The sequence below is a fragment of the Providencia sp. PROV201 genome, from assembly GCF_028479545.1.
Classification (GTDB): Bacteria; Pseudomonadota; Gammaproteobacteria; order Enterobacterales; family Enterobacteriaceae; genus Providencia; species Providencia huaxiensis.
Genome location: NZ_JAMPNW010000050.1, coordinates 1 through 1,751, shown reverse-complemented (window position 1 = coordinate 1,751; position 1,751 = coordinate 1). Strand labels below are relative to the sequence as shown.

At 47.6% G+C, this 1,751-nt stretch carries 2 protein-coding genes; both read right to left on the bottom strand.

Going from position 1 to position 1,751, the window contains the following annotated elements; genetic code table 11:
* Positions 1-222: 222 nt before the first annotated feature.
* Positions 223-921, bottom strand: a complete 699-nt coding sequence (locus PR809_RS20160) for a Ty3/Gypsy family RNase HI domain-containing protein (protein ID WP_442959988.1) — start codon at positions 919-921, stop codon at positions 223-225.
* A gap of 114 nt (positions 922-1,035) precedes the next feature.
* Positions 1,036-1,578: a reverse transcriptase family protein gene (locus tag PR809_RS20000; protein ID WP_272524689.1), complete on the bottom strand. Its 543-nt coding sequence runs from the start codon at positions 1,576-1,578 to the stop codon at positions 1,036-1,038.
* Positions 1,579-1,751 lie beyond the last annotated feature (173 nt).

Sequence of the window (1,751 nt, the reverse complement as noted above, 5' to 3'; positions counted from 1 at the left end):
GTAGTGGTATTGGAGGTGGACTACTCGGTAATTCCTCCATTGGAATTTCGAGTTTCGAAGGGTCCACGTGTTTCGTAGGTTGGGGGTGGCTTAACTCGGGTGGTGATATTTCATCTGATAGTAATAGCATCTGCCGCGCCGTTTCCTCATCAGGGGTGTCGTATGAGGTACCAGATTTATGTGATCTCGCCTTAGGTGAATATCCCGATCCAAGCTTGTCCGTTAAGTGGTAGGGGCATTCGTCGATTTCGCATGCCGTAAAGTGCATTTCAGCATGGGCGCGATCGCCTGGTGGGGTGCCTGGATGTGAGACTCGGTCTCCCCAGTCGTTACCTTCACGGATGAATTGGTCATTTGCCCAAGCCTCGGGTTCCCGCAGAACAGCGGGTGGCAGGGTGGCTGGGCTTTCTTCCACTGCCGGTGGTTGGTATCCCGACATGTAGCTCGAGTTGGTGCTTTCGTGGTTTCGAATATGGTGGTGTCAGAGAGATCGTCAGTTTCGAGAGTAGTGTCTTTAGCATAGTATGGATTTTTGCCGTCTGTTGTTGAGTCCTCATAAACGCGGGAAAGAGCATCAGCTAAATAGTTTTTGCATCCTTGTTGGTATTCTATGTTTGCATCGTACTTGCTGAGCTCTGTCAACCATCTAAGTTGTTTCCTGCTAGGGTTTTTTGCTGTTTTCAGGTGTATCAATGGGCGGTGGTCGGTAACTATCGTAAACTTTCGCCCAAGTAATATGTGGCTGAAACTGTGTAAAGCATCAATGATGGCTAGTGCTTCCTTGTCGGTAGTACCGTAGTTTATTTGTGCATTTGAGAATTTTCTGCTGTGGAGCGCCGCTGGTCTAGCCGTATCACTAGTGGGTCCTTGTCCTACCCATGCTCCTACCCCTACGTTTGAGGCATCCGTGATTAGCCATATCTGGTTCTCCGGAGTCGTTCAGGGGTTGCATCACTTGTTGTTCCTGCAGCAATTTTCTTATATTGTCCATAGCTCGGTCTTGGAGTTCTGTCCATATGAATTCGGCATCTCCGGTCAAATCGGTGAGTGGGGCTGCCAGTGTGGCATGGTGTGGCAGAACTGTGCCACGTAGTTTAGTAATCCCAGGAACCTTTGGAGTTCCTTTTTCGTCGATGGCGTGTGCCACTCGTGTAACACTCGTATTTTTTCAGGGGCTGCATGGATCCCTTTTTCGTCAATGATGTGACCAAGAATTTCCAGTTGTGTAGCAAAGAATGTTGTTTTCTTTCGACTCGCATAATACTGTGCCGTCCGTAATTTTTCACAAACCTTTCGTAGGTGTGTCATGTGCTCTTCAGGTGTGTCGGAGTAGATTAGTATATCATCAATGTAGACCCACACAAAGTTGTGCAGATATTCTCCTAGGATGTCTTCCATTATGCGCATAAATGTGGCTGGCGCGTTTTTATCTCCTTGCAGCATTACCTTGCTCGCCATTACTCCAAATAGTGATTTGAACGCATTGTTTTTCTCGTCTTCGGGTTCCACCCGTGTCTGAAAGTATGCATCGGTTAAATCGATTTTGCTTCTGTACTTTGCTCGTCCAACTGCATTCAGGATATCTTGTTATCGTGGGATGGATGGTGAATCTTTGATTACTAGGTCGTTCCGTCGTTTCAGATCTACCAGTGGTCTGATCCCTTCCCGTCCTTTTTTTGGTTGCACAAACATCGGGGCAGCTCCTTGCGTGGCGGAACGGTAAATAATACCTTGTCGTAATTTTTCCTGGG